General features: G+C 66.0%; 20 protein-coding genes. 2 read left to right on the top strand and 18 right to left on the bottom strand.

Annotated elements, in window-relative coordinates; translation table 11 throughout:
• Positions 1 to 4: 4 nt before the first annotated feature.
• From FNL56_RS10660 to FNL56_RS10635, 6 genes are all read right to left on the bottom strand, one after another.
• Positions 5 to 886 carry an outer membrane protein assembly factor BamD gene (locus FNL56_RS10660; protein ID WP_143572685.1) on the bottom strand — a complete coding sequence of 294 codons (882 nt, stop codon included), beginning with the start codon at positions 884 to 886 and terminating at the stop codon, positions 5 to 7.
• A 228-nt stretch (positions 887 to 1,114) separates the two neighbouring features.
• Positions 1,115 to 2,074, bottom strand: a complete 960-nt coding sequence (lpxC, locus tag FNL56_RS10655; protein ID WP_143572684.1) for a UDP-3-O-acyl-N-acetylglucosamine deacetylase — start codon at positions 2,072 to 2,074, stop codon at positions 1,115 to 1,117.
• A 322-nt stretch (positions 2,075 to 2,396) separates the two neighbouring features.
• Entirely contained in the window at positions 2,397 to 4,163 is a 1,767-nt protein-coding gene (gene ftsZ, locus FNL56_RS10650) for a cell division protein FtsZ (RefSeq protein ID WP_143572683.1), read from the bottom strand.
• A gap of 98 nt (positions 4,164 to 4,261) precedes the next feature.
• Complete coding sequence (gene ftsA, locus FNL56_RS10645; RefSeq protein WP_143572682.1) at positions 4,262 to 5,587, bottom strand: cell division protein FtsA; 1,326 nt, start codon at positions 5,585 to 5,587, stop codon at positions 4,262 to 4,264.
• A complete protein-coding gene (locus FNL56_RS10640; RefSeq protein ID WP_143572681.1) occupies positions 5,584 to 6,588 on the bottom strand; it encodes a cell division protein FtsQ/DivIB in 1,005 nt (334 codons plus the stop codon). The genes ftsA and FNL56_RS10640 overlap by 4 nt, the downstream gene beginning before the upstream one ends.
• A 401-nt stretch (positions 6,589 to 6,989) precedes the next feature.
• A complete protein-coding gene (locus tag FNL56_RS10635) occupies positions 6,990 to 8,006 on the bottom strand; it encodes a D-alanine--D-alanine ligase family protein (RefSeq protein WP_143572680.1) in 1,017 nt (338 codons plus the stop codon).
• A gap of 102 nt (positions 8,007 to 8,108) precedes the next feature.
• Here FNL56_RS10635 and FNL56_RS10630 point away from each other — a divergent pair, with 102 nt between their 5' ends.
• Positions 8,109 to 8,924 (top strand): bestrophin-like domain, encoded by an 816-nt coding sequence (locus FNL56_RS10630; RefSeq protein WP_143572679.1) that lies wholly within the window; start codon positions 8,109 to 8,111, stop codon positions 8,922 to 8,924.
• Between the two features lie 145 nt (positions 8,925 to 9,069).
• Here FNL56_RS10630 and murB read toward each other — a convergent pair whose 3' ends face one another.
• The 12 genes from murB to rsmH form a co-directional block, all read right to left on the bottom strand.
• Positions 9,070 to 9,987, bottom strand: coding sequence for a UDP-N-acetylmuramate dehydrogenase (gene murB, locus FNL56_RS10625; protein ID WP_143572678.1), 918 nt, complete (start codon positions 9,985 to 9,987; stop codon positions 9,070 to 9,072).
• A gap of 223 nt (positions 9,988 to 10,210) precedes the next feature.
• Positions 10,211 to 11,614 carry a UDP-N-acetylmuramate--L-alanine ligase gene (gene murC / locus FNL56_RS10615; RefSeq protein ID WP_143572676.1) on the bottom strand — a complete coding sequence of 468 codons (1,404 nt, stop codon included), beginning with the start codon at positions 11,612 to 11,614 and terminating at the stop codon, positions 10,211 to 10,213.
• Positions 11,615 to 11,794: 180 nt separating this feature from the next.
• Positions 11,795 to 12,826 carry a phosphotransferase gene (locus FNL56_RS10610; RefSeq protein ID WP_143581984.1) on the bottom strand — a complete coding sequence of 344 codons (1,032 nt, stop codon included), beginning with the start codon at positions 12,824 to 12,826 and terminating at the stop codon, positions 11,795 to 11,797.
• A gap of 122 nt (positions 12,827 to 12,948) precedes the next feature.
• Entirely contained in the window at positions 12,949 to 14,049 is a 1,101-nt protein-coding gene (gene murG / locus FNL56_RS10605) for an undecaprenyldiphospho-muramoylpentapeptide beta-N-acetylglucosaminyltransferase (protein ID WP_143572674.1), read from the bottom strand.
• 4 nt (positions 14,050 to 14,053) lie between these two features.
• Positions 14,054 to 15,205 carry a putative lipid II flippase FtsW gene (gene ftsW, locus FNL56_RS10600; protein ID WP_143572673.1) on the bottom strand — a complete coding sequence of 384 codons (1,152 nt, stop codon included), beginning with the start codon at positions 15,203 to 15,205 and terminating at the stop codon, positions 14,054 to 14,056.
• A gap of 165 nt (positions 15,206 to 15,370) precedes the next feature.
• Positions 15,371 to 16,768, bottom strand: coding sequence for a UDP-N-acetylmuramoyl-L-alanine--D-glutamate ligase (gene murD, locus FNL56_RS10595; RefSeq protein ID WP_143572672.1), 1,398 nt, complete (start codon positions 16,766 to 16,768; stop codon positions 15,371 to 15,373).
• A gap of 191 nt (positions 16,769 to 16,959) precedes the next feature.
• Positions 16,960 to 18,042: a phospho-N-acetylmuramoyl-pentapeptide-transferase gene (gene mraY / locus FNL56_RS10590; RefSeq protein ID WP_143572671.1), complete on the bottom strand. Its 1,083-nt coding sequence runs from the start codon at positions 18,040 to 18,042 to the stop codon at positions 16,960 to 16,962.
• A 9-nt stretch (positions 18,043 to 18,051) separates the two neighbouring features.
• Positions 18,052 to 19,488 carry a UDP-N-acetylmuramoylalanyl-D-glutamyl-2,6-diaminopimelate--D-alanyl-D-alanine ligase gene (locus FNL56_RS10585; protein WP_143572670.1) on the bottom strand — a complete coding sequence of 479 codons (1,437 nt, stop codon included), beginning with the start codon at positions 19,486 to 19,488 and terminating at the stop codon, positions 18,052 to 18,054.
• Positions 19,485 to 20,939, bottom strand: a complete 1,455-nt coding sequence (locus tag FNL56_RS10580; protein ID WP_143572669.1) for a UDP-N-acetylmuramoyl-L-alanyl-D-glutamate--2,6-diaminopimelate ligase — start codon at positions 20,937 to 20,939, stop codon at positions 19,485 to 19,487. The genes FNL56_RS10585 and FNL56_RS10580 overlap by 4 nt, the downstream gene beginning before the upstream one ends.
• Positions 20,940 to 21,028: 89 nt before the next feature.
• The gene (locus FNL56_RS10575; RefSeq protein WP_143572668.1) at positions 21,029 to 22,774 is read right to left on the bottom strand and encodes a peptidoglycan D,D-transpeptidase FtsI family protein; all 1,746 of its coding nucleotides are present in this window, start codon (positions 22,772 to 22,774) and stop codon (positions 21,029 to 21,031) included.
• Positions 22,771 to 23,151: a cell division protein FtsL gene (gene ftsL / locus FNL56_RS10570; protein WP_143572667.1), complete on the bottom strand. Its 381-nt coding sequence runs from the start codon at positions 23,149 to 23,151 to the stop codon at positions 22,771 to 22,773. The genes FNL56_RS10575 and ftsL overlap by 4 nt, the downstream gene beginning before the upstream one ends.
• A 2-nt stretch (positions 23,152 to 23,153) precedes the next feature.
• Positions 23,154 to 24,149, bottom strand: coding sequence for a 16S rRNA (cytosine(1402)-N(4))-methyltransferase RsmH (gene rsmH, locus FNL56_RS10565; protein ID WP_143572666.1), 996 nt, complete (start codon positions 24,147 to 24,149; stop codon positions 23,154 to 23,156).
• 486 nt (positions 24,150 to 24,635) lie between these two features.
• Between rsmH and FNL56_RS10560 the strand changes: the two genes are divergently transcribed.
• Positions 24,636 to 25,466: an N-acetylmuramoyl-L-alanine amidase gene (locus FNL56_RS10560; protein WP_143572665.1), complete on the top strand. Its 831-nt coding sequence runs from the start codon at positions 24,636 to 24,638 to the stop codon at positions 25,464 to 25,466.
• The last annotated feature ends 11 nt before the right edge of the window (positions 25,467 to 25,477 follow it).

Below are 25,477 nucleotides of genomic sequence, written 5' to 3'. Positions count from 1 at the left end.
GTTCCTAACCGAGGCCAAATCGCTTGAAGGCCTTGCTCAGGTAAGACCCCTTGTTCTCGCTCGGCTCGAGACCGCCGGACTTTACAAGATTATAGGCGTCTTTGTACCACTTGCTGTCAGGAAAGTTGTGGCCAAGCACGGCGGCGGCGGTCTGCGCCTCGCCGACGATGCCGATCGCCATATAGGCCTCGGTAAGGCGCATGAGGGCTTCCTCGACGTGGCGGGTGGTCTGGTACTGCGTCACGACGGTCTTGAAGCGGTTGATGGCGGCGGTGTAGTCGCGCTTGTCCGCGTAATAGCGGCCGACCGACATTTCCTTGCCGGCCAGCTGGTCACGGGCGCCTTCCAGCTTCTTCTTGGCGGAGGTGGCGTATTCCGAGGTCGGATATTTGCGCACCACTTCCTCGAGCGCGGCCATCGCCTTTTCGGTGCGGCCCTGATCGCGGGAAATGTCGGGGATCTGGTCGTAATGCGAGGCGGCGATCAGATATTGCGCGTAAGCGGCGTCCTGGCTGCCGGGATGCAGCGTGACGTAGCGCGTCGCCGACCCGATCGCGGTGTCGTAGTCGCCCGCTTCATAGGCTGCGTAGGACGACATCAACAGCGATTTGCGGGCCCAGTCGGAATAGGGATGCTGGCGATCGACTTCCTCGAACTTCTTCGCCGCGGCCTTCGGATCCTTGCTCTGGTTCATGAGGTAAAGGCCCTCATTATAGAGCTTGTCGGCGGGCTCCTCGACGAAGGTCTCGTCCTTGGACGCAAACTTGTCCCACAGCGCGCCGGTGCCGCAGCCGCTGAGCGGAACGGCGAAGCCGATGAGGCCCAAGGCCAACACCAGCCGGCGGAAGGAGCTGCGCGATTCGAGCGGGATACGCTGTGTCGACATAGATGAGACCTGACGCCTGTATGCGGTGCCTGCGCGTTCAACGCTGAAATGCGGACTAGCCGGCTACGTGCCCGTAGCTGCCAAGACCGCGCGCCTGTTTAGCCTGATAAATTCCGTTAACCAACCGGATACGCAGCCTTTTCGCCGGGATTAAGGCGAAGATGGCGGCAATACAGCGGGTTATAGTTACCGGAGGTGTCGGGACGCCAAGACGTCCGGGCAAGCGTGTCAGGAAACGTCGGGGCCGAAGGCCGGGGCGATCATGCCGCCGAGCATGCCGCCGGCAACCTCGGCGCGCGGACGGCGGGCTGCGACCTGGTCGGCTTCGACGATCTTCCAGGCCGAGCGATCGGCCATCAACGCCATCAGAACCGCGTTGTTGAGCTTGTGGCCGCCGCGGACCGAACGGTAGGCGCCCAGCAGCGGCAGGCCGGCCAGTGCGAGATCGCCGACCACGTCCAGCACCTTGTGGCGGACGCATTCGTCGGTGAAGCGCAGGCCTTCGGTGTTGAGCAGGCGGTCGTCGTCGAAGACCACCGAATTGTCGAACGAGGCGCCGAGCGCGAAACCGGCGCTCCACAGGCGGGTGACATCGTTCATGCAGCCGAAGGTGCGGGCACGCGCGATGTCGCGGCGGAAGCTCTGCGGGTTGAGGTCGAGGATGTAGTTCTGGCGGCCGATGATGGGATTGGCGAAATCGATTTCGACTTCGGCGCGGAAGCCCGCTGCATGAGGGCGAATTTCGCCGAACGAATCGCCGATCGCGACCTGCACCGGCTTGAGCACCTGGATGAAGCGGCGGCGGGCGGCCTGCTCGACGATGCCGGCCTGGTCGATGGCGGCGACGAAGGGGGCGGCGGAGCCGTCCATGATCGGCACTTCCGGGCCATCGACTTCGATGGTGGCGTTATCGACGCCCATGCCGCGCAAGGCGGCGAGAACGTGTTCGGCGGTGGAAACCAGCGGACCTTCGCGATCGCCGAGCACGGTGGCGAAGGCAGTGGCGGTGACGGATTTGGCGTTCGCGGTGATTTCGCGGTCCGGACCATCGAGGCCGGTACGGACAAAAATAAAGCCTGCATCGACAGGCGCGGGGGACAGGGTCAGACTGACGGGCAAACCGGAATGGACGCCGACACCCGTGACGGTGGCTTGCGACCAAAGCGTTGTTTGACGACTGAATTTCATTCTAACCCCACCTGCGACTCACTCAGATCTGCCGACCGGCGTTTCTGAATTCCCCGAGTCGCGGCAACCATACCGGCTGCCACAAAGTGCGCCAACTCACGCTTTTTTACTGATTGTTACCCAACGTCCGCCGCATTCGAGCCAAGCGTTGACCGACTTTGCCATCGTTTCCGCATGTTTCAAATCCACGCGAAATCGCAAATACCTGATTAATGTTTTAAATTCAGATACTTAACAAAGAGTTTGATGCGGCAGCGCAGCAAAGACAAAGGCCCCGGCATCGCTGCCGGGGCCTTTGTCGTCGTCATGATTGTAACAAAGCTCAGTTGGTCTGGCGGCGCAGGAAGGCCGGGATATCAAGATGGTCGTCGCCCTGTGGCGCGGGGGCCACAGGTGCGGGGCGGCCATGCTGATCCAGACCCTGCGGCGCCGGACGGCGGGCGTATTCCGACACCGGCTCCCCCATCTGCTGCGAGACGCTGCGCTGCGGCTTGCGTTCCGGCAGCGGCGGCATCGGGGCCATCGCCGGCGCTTGGCGGGCCGGCTCGGAGTCCTCTTCGCGGCGGCCGAGGCCGACATTGGCGAGACGCTGCAGCAGCGACATCCGCACCTTCTGCGGCTCGTCTTCCGAGGTCTCGCCGCGGGCCTGGCGGATCTCGTTCTGCGCCGTCATCGGCAGTTCGTCGAATTTCGGCATCCGGGGCGCGCGCAGCGGGGCGCGTTCGGCGGCCTGCGGGATGAACTGCTCGGGCGGCGCCGGCTCATGGGCTTCCATGCGCGGGGCGGTCTCCGGGAACAGCGACGGCTTCTGGGCGATCGGACGCACGGTCACGTCACCATAGGAGGCCGGCTGGCTGGAAACCTGGGCGACCGGCAGGTGGGCGTCCGGGGAAACCGCGGCGGCGATGGCGGCCAGAGCGGCACGTTCATGGTTGCTGGCTGGCGCACGCGGCGCGGGTGCGGCGGCCGGGCGCGGCGCGTCGGCCTGCTGTGCCGAAGAGGCGACGGCGCGCTGATTGTCGGCGCGCAGCTTGGCGGTCAGGTCGGCGAGACGGTTGTCCGGGTTGGCGGCGACGGCATTGGTCACGGCGGCGGCAGGCGCCGCGGCATTGCGGGCCAGCAGCGACTGGTCGATGCCGGTGGCCACCACGGAGACGCGGATCACGCCGTCGAGGGTCTCGTCGAAGGTCGCGCCGACGATGATGTTGGCGTCGGCATCGACTTCTTCACGAATGCGGGTCGCGGCTTCGTCGACTTCGAACAGCGTCAAGTCCTTGCCGCCGGTGATCGAGATCAAGAGGCCGCGGGCGCCCTTCATCGAGGAATCATCGATCAGCGGGTTGGCGATCGCGGCTTCGGCCGCGGTCAGCGCGCGCTTCTCGCCGGTGGCCTCGCCGGTGCCCATCATCGCCTTGCCCATTTCGCGCATCACGGCGCGGACGTCGGCGAAGTCGAGGTTGATGAGGCCTTCCTTGACCATCAGATCGGTGATGCAGGCGACGCCCGAATACAGCACCTGGTCGGCCATCGCGAAGGCGTCGGCGAAGGTGGTCTTCTCGTTGGCAACCCGGAACAGGTTCTGGTTCGGGATGATCAAGAGCGTGTCGACCACCTTGTGCAGTTCGGCAATGCCGGACTCGGCGGTGCGCATGCGGCGCTGGCCTTCGAAGTGGAACGGCTTGGTCACCACACCGACGGTGAGGATGCCCATGTCGCGCGCGGTCTTGGCGATGACGGGGGCTGCACCGGTGCCGGTGCCGCCGCCCATGCCGCAGGTCACGAACACCATGTTGGCGCCCGACAGGTGATCGCGGATCTCGTCGATCACTTCCTGCGCGGCGGCCGCACCGACGTCCGGCTGCGAACCGGCGCCGAGGCCCTGGGTCACGACGGTGCCCATCTGCACGATGCGCTGCGCTTTCGACATCGTCAGCGCCTGCGCGTCGGTGTTGGCGACGACGAAGTCGACGCCCATCAGGCCGGCGGTGATCATGTTGTTGACGGCATTGCCGCCGGCGCCGCCGACACCGAACACGGTGATGCGGGGCTTGAGTTCGGCGATATCCGGGGGGGTGAGATTGAGTGTCATGTGATTGCCTCTCGATTACGCGCGCGTTGTCTGGTCATGCCCGCGGCGGGAAGCCGAAAGCGTCGAAGTGGAAAAAAATTGCGGCTGAAAATTCGCCATCAGAAGCCTTCGCGAAGCCATCGCCCGACCTTTCCGAAATAACCGTCGCCGGTGCCGGTCTTGAGCTGGCGGGTGTAGCGGGGCTCGACGTGCTCAAGATGGGCGAATTGCGGATAGACCAGGAGGCCCGTCGGCACCGCGAACGAGGCGCTCTTGGCCTCATTGGGCAGCCGGCCGAACCCGAGCGGACGTCCGATGCGAACCGGACGGCCGAGAACCTGGCTGCCGAGTTCGGCGAGACCGGTGAGCTGCGAGGCGCCGCCCGACAGCACGACGCGCGCCCGCGGCTCTGCTGCAAACGGCGAATCCGCCAGCCGGTCCCTGACCATTTCAAAAATCTCCTCGGCGCGGGGCCGCACGATGTTCGCGATGGTGGCGCGGGTCACGACCTGCGGAAAGTCCCGGTCATTATCGCCAGCCGTCGGCACGTTCATCACTTCGCGCGCGTCCGATCCACCCGTCAGTACCGTGCCATATAACGTCTTGATTCGCTCGGCATCCGCGATGCAGCAACCCAGGCCACGGGCGATATCCATGGTGATGTGTTGCCCGCCGACCGCAAAGCCGGAGGCATGCACGAAACGGCCGCCGGAATAGATCGCGATCGTGGTGGTCCCTGCCCCCATCTCGACGACGGCAGCGCCGAGATCGCTTTCGTCGTCGGTCAGAACCGACAGGCCGGCGACGTAAGGCGACGCGGCCATCGCCTCGACATTGAGATGGCAACGCTCGACGACCAGCATCAGGTTGCGCGCGACTGTGGCGTCGGCGGTCACGACGTTCATGTCGACGCCGAATTGCGAAGCGACCATGCCCTTGGGATCGCGGATGCCCTTGACGCCATCCAGCGAATAGCTGACCGGCAGCGCGTGCAGCACGGTGCGGCCGGGCGGCGTGGCGTGTTTCATCCCGGTGGAGGTCACGCGGGTGACATCGGCAGCCGTGACGGCGCTGCCCTTGATGTCGGCGGACGCCTCGATCAACTGGCCCTGCAGGCGGCCGGCGGAGACGGACAGCAGAACGGATTCGACGCGGGCCTTCGCCATGCGTTCGGCCAGCGACACCGCCTGGCGCACCGCCTGCTCGCATTCGCCCATGTCGACGACGGCGCCGGACTTGACGCCGCGCGACTGGATCTGGCTGTAGCCGACCAGTTCGACGGCGTGGGTGCGACCGCGCAACGCCTCGTTCGGCGCGCACGGCTTGAGACGCGCGATCATGCAGGCGATCTTGCTGGTGCCGACGTCGAGCGACGCCACCAGCGCGGTGCGGTTCGGCGCCATCTGGCGCGTCTTCGGTGCCTGGGTGCGATCAAGCCCGGTCATGCCGCGCCTGCTTTCTTCTTCGTCTTGTTCTCCTTGGCGAACAGCTCGTCGCGGGCCTTTGCGGCGTCTTCCGACAGCCGCACGGTCAGCCGGTCGGACAGACGCATGTCGATCGCGACAATATCTTTCGAGAACAAATGATCTTCCTTGTCGAGCTGGCTCAGCATCGCCAGCGCATTGCCGACGTCGTTCTCCGGCAGGCGCACGTCGAGCCCGTCCGTCAGACGCAAATTCCAACGCCGCTCGCCGACCAGGATCGCGGCACGGGTGACGGCGCGGACCTGCGGGTAGCGATCCAGCAGCGCGAGAAAATCGCGGGCGCGCGTGTCGGCGCCCTTGCCGACCACCAAAGGCAGCGTGGTGAAGCGTTTCGAAACGTAGTTTTCCAGCACCGCGCCGTCGGCGGCGACGACGGCCAGGCGGCCATCCTGCTGCCACAACGCGAACGCGGTGCGCTCGGTGACGTCGATCTGCAGCCGGTCGGGATACAGTTTCAGCACGTTGGCGTCGGCAATCCACGGATTGGCCTTCAGCCGGTCGCGCACGGTGGCGGCGTCGAGAAACAGCAGCGAGGAGCGGCCGTTGACGCCCCCGATCGCGAGGATTTCGTCCTGCGTCAGTTGCTTGCGGCCGTTCAGCGTCACCGACGCGATGCGGAAGCCGGCGGCATTGGCCGCGGCGTTGCGGGTATCCGAGAGGAATTCGGTGAGTTCTTCGACGTGACCGCCATTGACGACGCCGAGCGCGACGCTGCCGAGCAGCATCAGGACGGTGGCGGCAATGCCGACACGGCGCGGCACGTAACGCTCGAACGCAGCGATGAAGCGGTTCGAGTTCTGCTCGCGGATCGCCGCCTTGCGGGCGCGCGGCTGGCTGAGAAAACGCGCAAGCGGAGCCAGCTGCTCGCGCAGCAGGATCGCTGCGCCGCGGGCCGCCAGCCTCAGGTCAGTTTGGGGGCCCTGCGGTCGATCCGACCGGGAAAGGCGTCCTGCACCAAGCATTGCACGAGCTCGTCATCTGTTAGGCCCGCGTCATCGCGGACCATGGCACCGTGAACCGGACGCCGACGCCATGCTCGCTACGGAACTCCGCACGCTCACGCCTCGGCAGCCAGACGCACCAGCGCCGCCAGCGTTAACCTTCGGACTTCCTGGTAAACAAAGTGTAAAGAGGGTCCGCGCAGGGCACGATTAGATGCGGTTATGCAAGAGTTTAGCGGAACCGAGTCTTTGGAGACACGCGATGCCGGGCAAGCGCGCGCGGAGCCGTAGCCCGGATGGAGGCAGCGCGGCGCCCTTGCGTCGCGAGGCCGCAATAAGGGAAAACCGCTTCCGCGGTTAGGCCGGCCCCGGCTTGCGTTTCCGACTTTGCTCTGCGAGCGCCGGCGCAAACTCCATCCGGGCTACGAAGCACCAGCCGCCCGCTTCACGGCCAGCGCCAGCTGCCCCTGCAAAAACTCCACGAAGCCGATGCCCTGGGCGGCCAGCGCCTTGGGGTAGAGCGAGGCTGCCGTCAGCCCGGGCAGCGTGTTGGTTTCGAGATAGACGGGGCCCTTCCCTGACACGATGAAATCCGAGCGCGAATAGCCCGAGCACGACAACGCCCGGTGCGCCTTCACCGCGTCTGCCATGATCGCTTCGCTGATCTCCGGCGCAAACCGGCCGGGGCAGATTTCCTGCGTCGATTTCGCCAGATATTTGGCCTCGTAGTCGAAGCCGCCCTCGGCCGGGATGATCTCGATCGGTGGCAGCGCCAGCAATGAGCCGTCGGCCTGCTCCAGCACGCCGCAGGTGGATTCGATTCCGGCGACGAACGGTTCGATCACATAATCCTCGGTCCGCGCGGCGGCACGCACGGCCGCGATGTCCTGCGTGGCGTTGACGAAGATCAGGCCGTAGCTCGATCCGTCGCGCGCCGGCTTGGCGATGAGTTTGCCGTGTTCGGCGAGCGCTGCTTCCAGATCGTCCAGCGCGATGCCTTCGGCGATGGTCACGCCGGCAATCGCCGCGAAACGTTTGGACGCCACCTTGTCGAAGGCGAGATTGGACGATGCCGAGCCGGAGCCGGTGTAAGGGATGCCGCGCATCTCGCACATCGCCTGCAATTCGCCGTTCTCCGCGGTGCCGCCGTGCAGGCCGAGCAGCAGCACGCGGTTCTCCGCCTTGGCCTGATCGAGCGCCTGCGTCAGCCGGCCGAGGCTGGCCGAGCCCGGCTGAAAGGCTTCTTCGAAGGGGCGGCCGTGACCCAGCAGCGCGGACGGCTGTGTCGGATAGACCTGATCGTCGGCGTCCCAGAACCACAGTTCGGCATCGGGCAGCGCGCGGTGCAGCGCCTGCGCGGAGGCCACCGAGACCAGTCGCTCCTTGTTCAAGCCACCGAACAGGATGGTGATGCGCTTTGCTCTGTCCCACTCAACCATCGATTCACCCTCATTCGCCTCGTCGATGCCCATAGCATGGCGAGTCAGATATTGCTGATTTGCGCCGCCAGCGCGAGCCTTCCGCGACATCAGGAGACGTTCATGATCCGAGCCTGGCTCGACCTGCCGGCCATTGGCATTTTTGCCACGCTATTCGTGCTGTATTTCGGCGCTGCCTGGGCGCTGGCCGGGCTGATCTTCCGCTCGCCGGTGCGGCGCGGGGTATTGTCGCTGAACGGCGTGGTGGCGCCGTTCTTCTCGGCGGTGGCGATCCTGTTCGCGCTGTTGACCGGCTTTCTCGCCAACGACATCGGCGAACGCAACCGCCAGGCGCTGCGCGCGGTGCAGACCGAGGCCGGCGAATTGCGCAACATCTATACGCTGTCGGTGGCGTCCGTGACCGACATGCGCGAGATCCGCATGGCGCTGAAGGACTATGCCCGCAGCGCGGCGCAGGAAGAATGGCCGCAGATGATGGGCAACGGCAATGCCGCGGCCACCTCGACCGCCTATGACACGCTGCTGCGCGAGGTCAGCGATCCCACCATCACCCGCGATGCCAGCGCGGCGGTGCACAGCGCACTGCTCAACGCGGCGGTCCGTGTCGGCACCGCGCGTACCGACCGGCTCAGCCTGTCGTCCGACCAGACCAATGATTTGAAATGGATCTCGGTGCTGATCCTCGGCCTCATGACGCAGGTGGCGCTGGGCCTGGTGCATCTGGAAAAGCCTCGCGCGCTATTGGCCGCGCTGACCGTGTTCTCGACCGCCGCGGTGGTGGCGCTCGGCCTGATCGCGCTGCAGGAGCACCCCTTCCAGGGCAGCTTCCGCGTCTCGCCGCTGCCGCTGGAAAAGTTGTTGTCGCTGAGCGATGTGGTGGCGCCGGTGGAGCCGACGGCTACGCCGGCCGCGAAGTAGCGCGCTATATCCACAAGCTGTCATTCCGGGATGCAGCAGACGGCGTAGCCGGCTGATGCAGACCCGGAATCCCGAGATGTGCATCTTCCCATCTCGGGATTCCGGGTTCGCTCAAGCTGCGCTCTCGCGCCCCGGAATGACAGTTCTATTTCACGCCGATCCGCTTGATTTCCCAGTGCAGGTCGATTCCTGACTGCGCCAGCACCCTCGCCCGCACGGTATCGCCGAGCGTTTCGATATCCGCGGCGGTGGCGTCGCCGGTGTTGATCAGGAAGTTGCAGTGCATCTCCGAGACCTGCGCGCCACCCACCCGCAGGCCGCGGCAGCCGGCGGCATCGACCAGCTTCCAGGCGGAATGGCCGGGCGGATTCTTGAACGTCGAGCCGCCGGTCTTTTCGCGGATCGGCTGCGCGGTCTCGCGATGCGCCTGCACCTCGTCCATGCGCGCCCGGATCGCGGACGGCTCGGCGATACGTCCGCGAAAGGTCGCGGACGTGAAGATGACCTGCGGATCAACGCCGGAATTGCGATAGACGAACGCCATCGCGGCATTGTCGAAGACATGCTTCGCGCCATCGCGGCCGATGCCGGTGGCTTTGATCAGCACGTCTTTGGTCTCGCCGCCATTGGCGCCGGCATTCATCCGCAACGCGCCGCCGATCGTGCCGGGAATGCCGAAGTAGAATTCCAGCCCGCTGATATTAGCCGCCGCCGCGGCTTCCGCGACGCGCTTGTCGAGCGCGGCGGTGCCGGCGGTGATGCAATCGCCATTCGCGACCGTCGCACCGAAGCCGCGCGGGCTGAGCCGGATCACGACGCCCGGCACGCCGCCGTCGCGCACGATCAGGTTGGAGCCGACACCGATCATGGCAACGGGAATGTCGCGCGGCAAGTTCGAGAGGAAGTATGCGAGGTCATCTTCGTCCGCCGGCGTGAACAGGATTTGCGCGGGACCACCGACGCGAAACCACGTCAGCGGCGCGAGCGATTCATTCGCCAGCAAACGCCCGCGGAGTTCGGGCATGGCGGCTTTGAGGTCCGGAGTGAGGTCGGGGAAGGTCATTTTTGTGTCTGTATGCGAGCAAATGCCGCTTCTTCGCCTCGGGGCACGCGAGCAGTGCTCCCCTCCCCCCGCGCGAAGCGAAGCTTCGCTAGGCGGAGAGGGGCCGGGGGTGGGGGTGCCATGGGCGACGTCGCTTGTGGCCCCCCCTCTCCGACCCTCCCCCGCAAGGGGGGAGGGAGCGCAGCGGCGTGTGTGGCGATGTCAGCGATGAACATCGACGTTGCTACCCCAGCGCCTTCAATTCGCCCGGCAGCGCATAGGCCCATTGCGTGATATTGCCCGCACCCAGGCACACCACGGTGTCGCCGCTCTTCGCAACGCCCGCGACCAGCGCCGCCAGCCCCGCGCTGTCCTGCAGCGGGAACACTTCGCGGTGACCGTGCGCGCGCAGGCCGAGCACGAAGTGATCACGGTCGATGCCCGCGATCGGCGCTTCGCCGGCCGGATAGACTTCGGCGACGATCACGGTGTCGGCGTCGTTGAAGCAGGTGCAGAATTCCTCGAACAGCGACTGCAGGCGGGTGAAGCGATGCGGCTGCACCACGGCGATCACCTTGCCGGTAGTGGATTCCCGCGCGGCGCGCAGCACGGCGGTGATCTCCACCGGATGGTGGCCGTAATCGTCGATGATGGTGACGCCGTTCCATTCGCCGGTCTTGGTGAAGCGGCGCTTGACGCCGCCGAACCCGGCCAGCGCCTTGCGGATCGCGTCGCCCGACATGCCGAGCTCATGCGCCACGGCGATCGCCGCAGTGGCGTTGAGCGCGTTGTGGCGGCCGGGCATCGGCAGCACGAGATCGGTGATGGTCTCTGTGGTGCCGGCCTTGCGATCGCGGAACGCGACGGTGAAGGCGGAGCCGCCATTGGCGGGCTTGAGATCCACCAGCCGCGCATCGGCCTGCGGGTTCTCGCCATAGGTGATGATGCGGCGGTCCTCGATACGGCCGACGATGCTCTGCACCACCGGATGATCGATGCACATCACGGCAAAGCCGTAGAACGGCACGTTCTCGACAAAGTGTCGGAACGCGTCCTGCACGGCTTCGAAAGTACCAAAATGGTCGAGATGTTCGGGATCGACGTTGGTGACGATGGCGACGTCGGCCGGCAGCTTCAGGAAGGTGCCGTCGCTCTCGTCGGCCTCCACCACCATCCACTCGCCGGCGCCGAGCCGCGCATTGGTGCCGTAGGCGTTGATGATGCCGCCATTGATCACGGTGGGATCGAGATCGCCGGCGTCGAGCAGCGCCGCAACCATCGAGGTCGTCGTCGTCTTGCCGTGGGTGCCGGCGATGGCGACGCAGCTCTTCAGCCGCATCAGCTCGGCCAGCATTTCGGCGCGGCGCACCACCGGGATGCGCTGCGCACGCGCGGCCATCAATTCGGGATTATCGCGTTTGATCGCGGTGGAGACCACCAGCACGTCGGCGCCGGCAACGTTTTCGGCGGCGTGGCCGACATGGATCACGATGCCCTTCTCTCTGAGCCGGTTGACGTTGGCGCTCTCGGAGGCGTCGGAGCCCTGCACGGTATAGCCGAGATTGCACAGCACCTCGGCGATGCCGCTCATGCCGATGCCGCCGATGCCGACGAAGTGGATGGGGCCGATCTCGCGGGGCAGTCTCATGGGCTGGGTCTCGTCTGTCTGGGCGGGCCGGGCAAAAGCGCGAAGCGCGTCTTCCGTCAGGTCCGGACGCCGCGAATCGCCCCCCTTCATGCAAGACGGAGTCGGCCGGGACAAGCCCCGGCCATGACGCTTGGATATCGAAAAACGGGCCCATTCGGGCCGCCTTCCCCTAAGATACGGCTATTCCAGGTCGTGTTTGATCCTAAATGCGCTAATGGGCGGCGGCAGGCCGGGTGGCTTCCCGCCTGTGAAAAACGCAGCCAGATACATCTTGCCGAGAACCTGCCGGGTCTCCGCAGCATCGGGCGAAAGTCGGCCGTCGCGCAGAGCCCGCCTGAATTCGGCCAGCGTTGGCGCTGCCACATCCGTATCCGGAGCCGGCCGCGGCCCGGCCGCCACGGCGCTGAACTGCACGCCGGCATAGTACAGCCGGGTCAACGCGCGGGTCAGCGCTAGCCGGTCGCGCATCGCCCGGTCCGGCGCGCGGCCGAGCCAGGCCTGCAGCAGCACATCCTCCAGTTCCGGAGACGGCGCGAAATTGTCCAGCGCGATGCCAACGTCGATCAGCGGATCGCTGCAATAGGCCGACTCCCAGTCAACCAACCAAAGCTGTTCGCCATCGAAGAGCAGGTTGCGCGGCAGCACGTCGTTATGGGCGGAGACCGCATCGGCCGGATTCCAAACATAAGCGGCACGGATATCGGTCAGGCGCTGGGTATGAGCATCGAGCACCCCCGGAGCAAATAGGCCGGTCCGGCACACATGCGCCCACAGCCGCGTGACGATGTCGGGATACTCGACAAAGTGTTCGAAGGTCGGAGTCGCCTGCAGGCGCCGCAGCATTTCACCCAGCGCATGGGCCAGCGCGCGCTGCCCACCGGGAAAGGTCAGAAGCGGTTGTTCGGCGATAAAATCCATTACGACGACGCGCGAAACATCGTCAACGAAGTGCAACCGCGGCGCAATGCCAGCTTCCGCTGCGATCTGCATCGAGGCGTACTGGTGCGGATTGCGCAACGGACTGGCGGCGCCCTCCATCCGCAGCACGTACTGCCTACCGGCCGACGTAACGCGAAACACCAGAGCGCCGGACACGCCGCCCATCAAAGGCGCGATCGCCCCAATGGGCGCCGAGCCGAAGGCAGCCGCCAACGCCGACCGTGCGGTGTCACGATGGGTGGCCGGAACGATGTTGAAAGGATCGCTTGTCATGGACTAACAAAACGACATAGACCGGGGCCGTTGTGTAGTACGACGTTAGTACGATACGACTTCGTTGCCCGGATTTGCGCCGCAGCGGTACGCGCTGCAGCGCATCGAGAAAACGACAGCGATCAGATCCCCGCCACCTTCGCGACCAGATCCGCCAGCCGCTCGGCCGCGTCGAGCTTGCCGACCGTGCGGGCGCCCTGAGCCATCACGGCCAGCCGCGCCGGCTCGGCGGCCAGCGCGGAGATTTCCGCAGCTAGCCGGTCCGGCGTGAATTCATCCTGCGACAGCCGGATCGCGCCCCCCGCCTCGACCAGCACGCCGGCATTGGCGAACTGGTCCTGGTCGAGCGCGCCGGGCAGCGGCACCAGGATCGAGGGCCGGCCGATCGCGGCAAGCTCGGCGACCGTGCCGGCGCCGGAGCGCGACACCACCAATTGGCTCGACGCCAGCCGCGCCGGCAGGTCGCTGAAGAACGGCGCCAGTTCGACCTTGATCTTGAGCTTGTCGTAGACCGCGCGGACCCGCGCCAGATCCTCGTCGCGGACCTGCTGGGTCAAGACCAGCCGGTTCCAGAGCGCCGGCTCGAGGCGTTCGATCGCGCCCGGCACGATGTCCGCCATGATCCGCGCGCCCTGGCTGCCGCCGACGACCAGCAGCCGCAGCGGCCCGTCGAGCGCAGGTGCCGCATAGGGCACCGCGGCGGCGGCGAGAATTGCCGGGCGCATCGGGGTGCCCGTGGTGGTGGTCTTCTTCGCGAGATCAGGATCGCGGTCGAGCACGCCGGGCAGCGAGGTCGCAATCGCGCTGACATGGCCGGACAACAGCCGGTTGGCGCGGCCCATCACCGCGTTGGAATCATGGATGAGGGTGGGCACGCCGAACAGCCTGGCGGCGACCAGCGGCGGCAGCGTCGGATAACCGCCGAAGCCGACCACGGCGGCGGGCTTCAAGGTCCGCATCAGATTGAGCGCAACGCCGGTGCCGGCGGCGAGCATGAGACCGGTGCGCGCCAGCGCGACCAGGTTGCGGCTGCGCAGCGTTTCGCTTGGCACCACGTCGATCATTTCGCGCGAAAACAGCCCGCTATATTTCAGCGCGCGCGCGTCGGTAACCAGTCGCACCCGCCAGCCGCGCTTCATCAGGGCGACGCCAAGCGCCTCCGCCGGAAACAAATGGCCGCCGGTGCCGCCGGCCGCGAGCAGGATCAGAGGGGCTTGGCTCATGACGTCACGCGTAAGCGCTGGTGGCGTTGGCGGTCGAAATGGTTTCCATCTCGGTGCGCGGTCGCATCCGCGTCAGTGCCAAGAGCATGCCGACGCTGTAGGCCAGCGAGATCATCGACGAGCCGCCATAGGACAGGAACGGCAGCGTCATGCCTTTCGCGGGAATGAGATGCAGGTTGACCGCCATGTTGATCGCCGCCTGCACGCCGAACAGGATCGCCAGACCCGACGCCGCAAAGCGCGTGAACAGGTCCTCGGTCTGATAGGCGCGCGACAGCGCGCGGATCACGATGAAGGCGAACAGCGCCAGCAGCGCCAGGCACAAGAAAATGCCGAACTCCTCGGCGCCGACGGCGAAGACGAAGTCGGTGTGACTGTCCGGCAGGCTGCGCTTGGCGATGCCTTCGCCGGGTCCAAGCCCAAACCAGCCGCCATTGCCGAAGGCTTCCATCGCGGTGTCGACCTGAAAGGTGTCGCCGGAAGCCGGATCCATGAAGCGCTTGATGCGGCCGGCGACGTGCGGCACGAACAGGTAGGCGGTGAACAGCCCGCCCGCGGCGGTGGCGGCGAGGCCGAACACCCAGACCATCCGCATGCCGGCGATGAAGAACAGCGAGCCCCACACCATCAGGATCAGCATGGTCTGGCCGAAGTCGGGCTCCAGCACCAGCAGCGAGACCAGCATCAGGAGCAGCACCACCGCCATCGAGGTCGCCGGCATGTCCGGTTTTCGCGCGGACTCGGAGAACAGCCAGGCGGCGACCACGACGAACGACGGCTTGGCGGATTCGGACGCCTGGATGTTGACGCCGAGAATGGTGATCCAGCGCTTGGCCCCTTTGACCTCGGGGCCGATCAACAGGGTCGCGACGATCAGCACCACCGAGATCGCGAACACGATCAGCGCGCCGCGCCGGATCTGCCGTGGCGTCAGGAACGACACCCCGATCAGCACGATGGCCGACGGGATCATGAATAGCACGTGGCGATTGAAGAAGTGGAAGGGATCGAGCCCGATTCTTGTTGCCACCGGCGGCGAGGCGGCCAGCGACAGGATCACCCCGGCCAGCATCAGCGCGATGATCGCGGCCAGCAGCAGCCGGTCCACGGTCCACCACCATTCGCTGAGCGGCGTGCGTTGTTCACGGGAGATCATGGGCATACCTGCAGGCCAAGGAGCTCCATTGGTGCGCCATCGTGGTTGCCAGCCGGTTAACGGGATATGAAAATTTGAGCAGCAGCCAGATTGTCATCACCGCCAAGCACGCCGGCTTCTTTCCCCTCCCCCTTGCGGGGGAGGGAGTTCATTCAAGCCGTCGCACTAAACTGGTTCTACATCCGGCAGCGCCAGAACCAGTTCGCGAAACCTGTTGCCGCGGATTTCGAAATTGCGGAACTGGTCGAACGACGCGCAGGCCGGCGACAGCAGCACGACGGGCTCGGTGACATCCGACACCGCCGCGTCGCGCGCGGCGGCCGGCACCGCGACATCGAGCGTCTCGCTGATCTCGTAAGGGACCTTGCCATCGAGCGTGTGGGCGAATTCGCTAGCTGCTTCGCCGATCAGATAGGCCTTGCGGATTCGCGGGAAGAATTCGGCCAGGCTCTCGATACCGCCCTCCTTCGCCTTGCCGCCAGCGATCCAGAAGATGCCGGGAAACGACGACAGCGCTTTCGCGGTGGCGTCGGCATTGGTGCCCTTGGAGTCGTTGACGAACAGCGCCCTGCCCTGGCGGCCGACCTGCTCCATGCGGTGCGCCAGGCCGGGAAAGCTGCGCAGGCCCTGCTGCAGCACATCTATGTCGATGCCGAGCGCCAGCGCCGCCGCAGCGGCGCAGGCGGCGTTCTGCGCATTGTGAAGGCCACGCAGCGAGCCGATGCCGGCGAGATCGACCAGCGGATGGGGCACCCCGGCAACGTTGGAGACGATGGTCGCGCCATCTGCGGTCAGGCCGTCCCTGAGCGGGCCCTCCACCGAGACGCGCACGACGTTCTTGCCGCCCTGTTCGGCGCGATCGGCCACCGCTCGGCACCAGTCGTCATCGACGCCGACGATCGCGGTGCCGTGCCCCTGCACGCCGGCGATCAGGCGCTCCTTCACCGCAGCATAATGTTCGAGCGTGCCGTGGCGGTCGATGTGGTCCGGCGTGACGTTGAGCAGAATGCCGACGCTGGGATCCAGCGAGGGCGTCAGGTCGATCTGGTAGGAAGACATCTCGATCACATGGACGCGGCCCTTGGCCGGCGGCTCCAGCGACAGGATCGCGGTCCCGATATTGCCGCCCATCTGGGTGTCGAAGCCGGCCTCGCGCATCAGATGCGCGATCAGCGCCGTGGTGGTCGACTTGCCGTTGGTGCCGGTGATCGCAATGAACGGCGCGTCGGGCGCATGTAACGCGCGCTCGCGGCAAAACAATTCGATATCGCCGATCACCTCGACGCCGGCCTCGCGCGCTTTCAGCACGGTCCAGTGCGGCACGGGATGCGTCAGCGGCACGCCCGGCGTCAGCACCAGCGCGGCGAAATTTTCCCACGCCACGCTGCGCAGATCGGCGGTGATGAAATTGGCGCGCGCGGCCTCGACCATGCGGTCGATGCTGTCGTCGCAGGCGACCACCTCGGCGCCGCCGGCGCGCAGCGCATGGCACGAGGCGAGGCCCGAACCGCCGAGGCCGAACACCGCGACGGTCTTGCCGGCAAAAGAGGTGACGGGGATCATAATACTGTTCCTCTTCCTTCCTTCTCCCCTTGTGGGAGAAGGTGACGCGGACGAAGTCCGCGTCGGATGAGGGGGCGCCGCAGAGCACTACCCCTCACCCGTCTCGACCGCCCGTGCGAAGCGAAGCTTCGCTAGAGCGGTCGATCCACCCTCTCCCACAAGGGGAGAGGGGAAGGCAAGCGCGGCGCGCGCTATCGCAGCTTCAGCGTCGAGAGGCCGACCAGCGCCAGCATCACCGAGATGATCCAGAACCGGATCACGATCTGCGGCTCGGTCCAGCCCTTCTGCTCGAAGTGATGATGGATCGGCGCCATCCGGAACACGCGCTTGCCGGTCAGCTTGAAGGAGGTCACCTGCACGATCACCGATACAGCTTCCAGCACGAACAGCCCGCCGATCACCGCCAGCACGATCTCGTGTTTCACGGCGACCGCGATCGAGCCGAGCATGCCGCCCAGCGCCAATGATCCGGTATCGCCCATGAAGATCGAGGCCGGCGGCGCGTTGAACCACAGGAAGCCGAGCCCGGCGCCGAGCACCGCGCCGCACAGCACCGCCAGTTCGCCGGTGCCGGCGACGTAGTTGATCTGCAGATAGTCGGAGAACACTAGATTGCCGGCCAGATAGGCGATCAGGCCAAAGCTGGCGGAGGCGATCATCACCGGCACGATGGCCAGGCCATCGAGGCCGTCGGTGAGGTTCACCGCATTGCCGGCGCCGACCACGATGAAGGCGCCGAAGATCACGAAGAACCAGCCGAAATTCAGCGCCAGATCCTTGAAGAACGGCAGCACCAGCGAACTCGACAGCGGGTCGCGGCCGAGCCGGACGAAGGCATAGCAGGCGGCGGCGGCGATCAGCGTCTCGATCGCCAGTCGGGTGCGGCCGGCGAAGCCCGCCTCGGTCTGCTTGGTGACCTTGAGATAGTCGTCATAAAATCCGACGAAGCCGAAGCCGAGCGTCACCGCCATCACGATCCAGACATAGGGATTGCGCGGGTTGGCCCACAGCAGCGTGGACACGACGAGGCCGGACAGGATCATCAGCCCGCCCATGGTCGGCGTGCCGACCTTGACCAGATGGGTCTGCGGGCCATCGGCGCGGATCGGCTGGCCCTTGCCCTGTCGCAGCCGCAGATTGTCGATGATCCAGGGCCCGAACAGGAACACGAACAACGCCCCGGTCACCATCGCGCCGCCGGTGCGGAAGGTGATGTAGCGGAACACGTTGAACACCGGGACCGTCCCGGCAAAGTCGATCAGCCAGTAGAACATTCAGTTCGCCTATACCGCGGTGTCGTCGTGCGCGGCGTTGCCGGGAAAGCGCTTTTGCAGCGCGGAGACAATCGGATGCATGCGCGAGCCCTTGGAGCCCTTGACCATGATGACGTCGCCGGCGCGGATCGCGGCCAGAACCTGCGATTCGAGCGCGGCGGCATCTTCGGCATAGCCGCCCCGCCGGCCGGTGGAAAGGGCGTCCCACAGATTGCGCATCAAGGGACCACAGCAAAATACCAGGTCGATCTGCTCGTTGTTTACGGCATCGACCACGCCGCGGTGCAATTCCGCGCCCTCGGGCCCGAGTTCCAGCATGTCGCCCAGCACCGCAATGCGGCGGCCTTTCGACCCCACCTCGGCCGCGCCGAGCACGCTGAGTGCTGCCTGCATCGAGGCCGGATTGGCGTTGAAGGTCTCGTCTATCAACACCGCCTCGCCGCCGACGAGCGCAAGCTGATAGCGCAGGCCGCGGCCGACCGCGGGCTCCACCTTTGACAGCGTCAGCGCCGCCAGCGCCAGATCGGCGCCCATCAGCAGGGCCGCGGCGAGCACCGCCAGCGAATTTATCGCCATGTGGCGGCCGGGCATGCCGAGCTTGTAGGTGACGTCGTGGCCGAGGATGTCGGCATGCACCGCCGAGCAGGTCGGATGCAGCGCGATATCGATCAGCCGCACGTCAGCGGACAAATCACTGCCGAACGACACAATGCGCGAAACGCCATATTCGTCCGCGCGTTTCTGCAGATGCGCGAAATGCACGTTGTCACGGTTGAGGATCGCAACCCCGCCGGGCTCAAGACCTGCGAATATCTCGGCCTTGGCATCGGCAATGGCTGTCACGCCGCTGAAGAATTCGAGATGCACCGGCTCCACGGTGGTGATGATGGCGAAATGCGGCCGCACCATTTTCACCAGCGACTCGATCTCGCCGGCATGGTTCATGCCGATCTCGAACACCGCAAAGCGCGCCGTGGCCGGGCAGCGCGCCAGCGTCAGGGGCACGCCCCAGTGGTTGTTGAACGAAGCCACCGAAGCATGGGTCTCGCCCTGCGCCTCGAACACCCGGCGCAGCGCCTCCTTGGTCGAGGTCTTGCCGACCGAGCCGGTCACCGCGATCACCTGCCCGCCCAGCCGCGCGCGAGCAGCGATGCCGAGATCGACAAGGCCCTTGAGCACGTCATCGACAATCAGTAGCGGAGCGTCTTGCGGAAATCTGTCGCGCTGCGCCGCCTCGACCACGGCGACGCCTGCGCCGTTCTTCAATGCAGCCTCGACGAAAGCGTGGCCGTCATGAACCTCGCCCTTGATGGCAAAATAGGCCTCGCCCGGCGCGATGCTGCGGCTGTCGATCGAGATGCCGGTGATTCCTTCCGGAAGCGCGCCCCGCACGGTCGCGCGCATCGCCTGGGTCATATCCGCGCAGGTCCATAAAAAGTCGCTCATGACACCCCCGAATTCAGCGCGGCCCCTGCCGCCTCGTGATCACTGAACGGCAACACGCGGTCGCCAACGATCTGTCCAGTCTCGTGTCCCTTGCCGGCGATCAGCAGTGCGTCGCCCTCTTGCAGGCCTGCGATCGCCGCGCGGATCGCCTCGGCGCGGTCGCCGATTTCGATCGCGCCGCTGGCGGTGGCCATGATGGCCGCCCGGATCCTGGCGGGGTCCTCAGAGCGCGGATTGTCGTCGGTGACGATGACATGGTCGGCATTGGCCGCCGCGATCTCGCCCATCAGCGGCCGCTTGCCGGTGTCGCGGTCGCCGCCGGCGCCGAACACCACGACCAGCCTGCGCTTGGCATAGGGCCGCAGCGCCTGCAGCGCCTTGGCGAGCGCGTCCGGCTTATGCGCGTAATCGACGAACACCGGCGCGCCATGATGGTCGCCGACGCGCTCCAGCCGGCCCCGGGCGCCCTCGAGATGTTCGAGCGCGGCGAAGACCGCGTCCGTATCGCTCCCGGTGCCGATCACCAGACCGGCCGCGACCAGCGCGTTCTCGATCTGGAATTCGCCGACCAGCGGCAGTTTGATATCGAAGGTCTTGCCGCGATGCTCCAGCGTTAGTTTTTGCGCAAAGCCATCGATCGCCGCGTCAACCAGCCGGATGCCTTCGCCCGCCCCACCCCGGCGCCCGACCGTGATGAGGTTGAGATGGCGCGATTGCGCGGCATGGATCACCTGCGCGGAATGTTCGTGATCGGCCGCGACCACGGCGACGCCATCATCGACGACGAGATTCAGAAACAGCCGCAGCTTGGCGCCGAGATAGTGCGCGATGTCCGGATGGTAGTCCATGTGGTCGCGCGACAGATTGGTGAAGCCGCCGGCCTGGATGCGGACGCCGTCGAGGCGAAACTGGTCAAGCCCGTGCGACGAGGCCTCCAGCGCGAGATGGGTGACACCCTCGCCGGTGATCTCGTCGAGTTCGCGGTGCAGGGAAATGGGATCCGGCGTGGTCAGCGAGCCGTAGACGGTGCGCTTCGGCGACACCAGACCGATGGTGCCGATGCTGGCGGCCTGATGACCGAGCCGGCCCCAGATCTCGCGCACGAAGGACGCCACCGAGGTTTTGCCGGAGGTGCCGGTGACGGCGGCGATCACCGCCGGCTGGCGCGGATGGAATTTGGCGGCTGCCCGCGCCAGCGCGAGGCGCGGATTGGGAGTGACGACATAGGGCACCGGCAGGCCGATCGGCATGTGGTCACCGGCCACTGCAACGGCGCCGGCGGCAATCGCCTGGGTGACGAAACGCGCACCATCGGTCTTGCTGCCGGCCAGCGCAAAGAACAGGTCGCCGGGTTTGACGGCACGGCTATCGACGGCGAGCCCGCTGACGTCGATGTCGCCTGCAGGCCCATCGATCGCGCCATCATCGCTGAAAAGATCGCGCAGTTTCATGCTGTTCCCGTCCACATCGGCTTCCGCGACGCACGCAAACCGCATTTCATGACGGCTGTAAAGCGCCGATGCGGCGGTATTGTGTAGCCTTACTGGGTCACCTTGCTGGCGGCCAGGATGACCCGGTCGGCGGTCTGCAAGTCGAAGCGCGGCTCCAGGCCGAGCAACGGCGCGACGCGCGCGATCACCTTGCCGCCGGCCGGCACCGCGTTCCAGCCCGAGGTGATGAAGCCGTGGGTTTCCGGCAGCGCCTTCGGTTCGTCCAGCATCACCAGCACCTGGTATTGCGGATTATCCATCGGCAGCACCGCGGTAAACGAGTTCAGCACCTGCTTCTTGGAATAGCGGCCGTTGACGACCTTCTCCGACGTGCCGGTCTTGCCGCCGATGTAGAAACCCTTCGACAGCAGGTCGGCCTGGCGCGCGGTGCCAACCTCGGCGTTGAGGCGCATCAGATAGCGGATCTTGTCGCTGGTGTCCTTCTTGACCACGCGCTTGCCGATGGCGAGGGCTTCTTCCTCGGTGCGCTTCAGGAAGGTGGGCGGAATGAGATAGCCGCCATTGACCATCGCGTTGATGCCCATCACCGCCTGCAGCGGCGCCACCGCGATGCCGTGGCCGAACGAGATCGTGACGGTGTTGAGTTCGCCCCAGCGTTTGGGAACGATCGGCATCGCGCTTTCCGGCAGTTCGGTACGCAGCCGGTCCATCTGACCGACCTTCTTGAGGAACGCCTTGTGCGCCTCGACGCCCTGCGCCAGCGCCACGCGGGCGGCGCCGATGTTGGACGAGTAGGTGAACACTTCCGCCAATGAAATGAACTTGCCGAGCGAATGGCTGTCGTGAATCTTGAACTTGCCGTAGGCGAGCGGCGCGCGCGCGTCATACATGGTGTTGAGATTGGCCTTGCCGGAATCCAGCGCCATCGCCAGCGTCAGCGTCTTGAAGGTCGAGCCCATCTCGTAGACGCCGGTGGTAAGCCGGTTGATGCGATCGGGATCGTGCGCTTCCTTCGGGTTGTTCGGGTCGAAATCCGGCAGCGACACCATCGCCACTATCTCGCCGGTCCTGACGTTGGAGATCAGGCCGGACGCCGCCTTGGCCTTGTATTTCTCTTTCGCCTTCATCAGCTCGTCGCGCAGCGCGTGTTCGACGCGCAGGTCGATCGAGAGTTCGACCGGCTTCTGCAGCCGGTCGGAGGCGAAGCCCGCCTGGTGCAGATCGGCGAGACCGTTAGTGTCGAGCCACTTCTCGATACCGGCAATCCCCTGATTGTCGATGTTGACGAGGCCGATGACGTGAGAGACCGCAGCACCGCTCGGATAGACGCGCTTGTTCTCGCGCAGGAAGCCGATGCCGGGAATGCCCAGCCGATGGATGTCGCGCTGCTGCTGCGGCGTGATCTCGCGCTTCAACCAGGCAAAACCCTTGCGGCTGGAGACGCGCTCACGCACTTCGGCGGTGTCGAGGTCGGGCAGCGCCGCCGTCAACAGCTCGACCGCCTCGTCCTTGTCGATGATGCGGCGCGGCTCGGAGAACAGCGACGGCGATTTGACGTCGGTGGCCAGCACCGCGCCATTGCGATCGACAATATCGGGCCGCGCGGTGGCGATGGCATCTTTCGTCGCGCGACGCTCGGCATGGGCGTCGCCGCCAAGCGGGAACATCACGAGGCGCACGGCGATGATGCCGTAGATGCCGCCGAACGCGACCATCGCCAGGCCGACGCGGGCGCGCGCCTTGGCGGCGCGATCGACATTGCGCCCGTACAACAGGCTGCGGATCAGCCGCTGCCGCCATGGTTCGGTCGGCTTCACACTATTGCGCGCGGTCATGGCGTATCCTCGGGCGCAGGCAGCGAACCGGTGACGATATCCGGATCGATCGTATTGATCATCGCGCCGATCGGATCGGGATCGCCCGGCCTGGCAAAGCTCGGCGGACGATCCGGCAGGTTCTTCAGCGCGTCGAACTGCTGCGCGGTGATCGGCTTCAAGGTGAGGTGGCGCTCGGCGAGGCCCTGCAGCCGCATCGGCGCATCGAGCTTGGCCCATTCCGCACGCAAGGAGGCGATGGCGTCGCGCTGCTCGCGGATGTCGGCATGCAGCCGCATCACGCGCTCGGTCCGCACGGTGGATTCCATCTTGATCCGGTAGACATAGGCCGCGGCGAAGACGAGGACGGCGATGACCAGCAAATGCAGGATACGCATGATCAGCCTCCCCGCATCACGGAAGCGAGCGACGGCCAGTTCGGCAGCGGACCGGCCTCGAGCGCCGGAGCCTCGGTGCGCTCGGCCACGCGCAGCTTGGCGGAACGGGCGCGCGGATTGTTGCTGACTTCCTCGCCGCCGGCGATGATCGGGCGCTTGTTGACCAGCGTGAAACGCGGACGATCCTGGGAAACCTCCGGAACATGCCGCGAGCCGCCGCCGGTCTTGCTCCGCTCGACCATGAAATTCTTGACGATGCGGTCTTCCAGCGAATGGAACGACACGACCGCCAGGCGTCCGCCCGGCTTCAGCACGCGCTCGGCCGCGGCTAGCGCGATGTGCAGTTCGTCGAGCTCCTCGTTGACGAAGATTCGCAGTGCCTGGAAGGTGCGCGTCGCCGGATGGATCTCGCCGGGCTTGGCCCAGACAACTTTCGAGATGATCGCCACTAGTTCATGCGTGGTCGTGATCGGCGCTTCCGCACGCGCAGCGACGATGGCCTTGGCGACGGCGCGGGAATAGCGCTCCTCGCCGAAAATGTAGATGATGTTCGCAAGATCGGCTTCCGACGCGGTGGCCACGACATCGGCCGCGGTCGGTCCGTCATGGCCCATCCGCATGTCCAGCGGGCCATCAAAACGGAACGAGAAGCCGCGTTCGGACTGGTCGATCTGCATCGACGACACGCCGACATCCATCACCACGCCGTCGACCAGCGCGTCGCCCTGCGCGGCACAGACGTCGGCGAGATGCGAGAAGCGGTCCTCGACCAGCGTCAGCCGGCCGTCGGAACGCTCGACGAGGTCGAAGCCGCCGGCGACCGCGGTGCGGTCGCGGTCGATGCCGATCACCCTTGTGCCGGGAGTTTCGAGAAACATGCGGGAATAGCCGCCTGCGCCGAAGGTGGCATCGACATAGACGCCGCCGGCATGCGGGTTCAACGCCGCGACGGCCTCGCGGCCGAGCACCGGAATATGGCGGACCTCAGGCGTGCTCATGCGCCCGCTCCGAAGCGGAGCGGCGTCGCCCGGAGGCGCAATGTCAAACCGGACACCGAGTGGCCCATGTCGCCTCAACTGTCGGCACGCCGCCCGGCCCTTCCGTTCGAAAGACCGCAGCATTGCGCAATACCCGGTCCCTTTCGACGCGCCCGCGAGAGCCGCACGCAGTTCCGCTGTTCCGCATGGATGCTGAAAATGGGCCACGCCGGGGACGTCAAAGAGGACTTCGACCGACCCCAGGGGCCGGCTTTTCACCCCTCAGTAACGGCGTTTAGCGTTAAGAAAGGGTTGATGGGCGGGTACACAATTGAGGCATTTGGTACCGGCTTAGGTTCCATTGCCATCTGATGCGCAGGCGTTCACACGGCTCGAAAACGCTGGACAGGTGTCACCCAACCGTTGCACGGCGGCGCGCGGGCCGGGATAGTGCGCGGAGCAGCGTCGACCACCGTGCTGCGTCTCTCTCAAAGTTCGAGTGCCGCCATGTCTTCCGGTTCGTTTACCCCTCCCGACGTGCGGCGCCGCGTCCTGCCGCTGCCGAAGGGGGCGGCGGATGTCCCGCTGTTCAATCCGGACTCCTCGGTCGTCTCCGACATCATCCCGTCGGCGAATTTCGGCGAGCGTAACGACGGCCTGGTGCCGGACATGATCGTGCTGCATTACACCGGGATGCCCGACGCCGAAGGGGCCATCAACCGGCTGTGCACGCCGGGCACCGACGTATCGGCGCATTACATCGTGCTGGAAGACGGCCGCGTCGTGCAGACGGTGCCGGAGTCCAAACGCGCCTGGCATGCTGGGCTCGGCTTCTGGGCAGGCCAGACCGACATCAATTCGCTGTCGATCGGGATCGAGATCATCAACCGCGGCCATGACTGGGGCTACCCGGACTATCCGCCCCGCCAGATCGCCGCCGTGACGGCGCTGTGCCGCGGCATCCTGCTGCGTCAAGAGATCCCGGCGCACCGCGTGCTCGGCCATTCCGACGTCTCGCCGGCCCGCAAGAAGGATCCCGGCGAGAAATTCCCGTGGCATTCGCTGGCCAATTCCGGCGTCGGCCACTGGGTCCGCCCCGCCCCGATCACACCGGGCGAAACCATCAGGCTCGGCGCCGAGGGCGAGCGCGTGCTGGCGCTGCAGCAGGCGCTGGCGCGCTACGGCTACGGCATCGAACTGAGCAGCCAGTACGACACCGCGACGATGGAAGTGGTCACCGCGTTCCAGCGCCACTTCCGCCCCGAGCGGGTCGACGGCATCACCGACCATTCGACGCTGACCACGCTGCAGGCGCTGCTCGGCAGCCTGCCGGCTTGACGGCGGCCCCC

Source organism: Tardiphaga sp. vice304, from assembly GCF_007018905.1.
GTDB lineage: Bacteria > Pseudomonadota > Alphaproteobacteria > Rhizobiales > Xanthobacteraceae > Tardiphaga.
The sequence above is the reverse complement of the archived record's forward strand: the minus strand, read 5'-3'. Positions and strand labels throughout refer to the sequence as shown.